A 431-nucleotide genomic window follows, 5' to 3' on the forward strand; every position below is an offset into this window, starting at 1 on the left:
AGGATGTCGAGCAGGTTGGAGACCCCCGGCTTGTCCGACGACGCGCGTACGGCGTCCGGGCCCGTGTCGGAGTCGGTCACCGCCCGCGCGATCTTGCGGCGCCCCACGTCCGGCGGGTCGAGCAGCCGGATCACCCCGCTGTCGGCTCCCGGCGCCGCGGACTTGCTCATCTTGCGGGTCGGGGCCTGCAGGTCCATGACACGGGCCCCAGCGAGTGGGGTGGGGATCTCCGGGACGGTGAACACCGGGCCGTAGGCGTGGTTGAACCGCACCGCCAGGTCGCGGGTCAGCTCGACGTGCTGGCGCTGGTCGTCGCCGACCGGCACCTGCGTCGGCCGGTAGAGCAGGATGTCGGCCGCCATCAGCACGGGGTAGGTGTACAGCGAGACGCGGGTGGAGGCGTGGCCACGGCCCTTCTCCTTGTACTGGAT

At 71.5% G+C, this 431-nt stretch carries 1 pseudogene; it reads right to left on the reverse strand.

From position 1 onward, the window contains the following. A pseudogene (locus K9U41_RS23330) lies at positions 1-431 on the reverse strand (tryptophan--tRNA ligase); the annotation flags it as partial.

This window comes from Xanthobacter autotrophicus, from assembly GCF_029991245.1.
Classification (GTDB): Bacteria; Pseudomonadota; Alphaproteobacteria; order Rhizobiales; family Xanthobacteraceae; genus Xanthobacter; species Xanthobacter autotrophicus_C.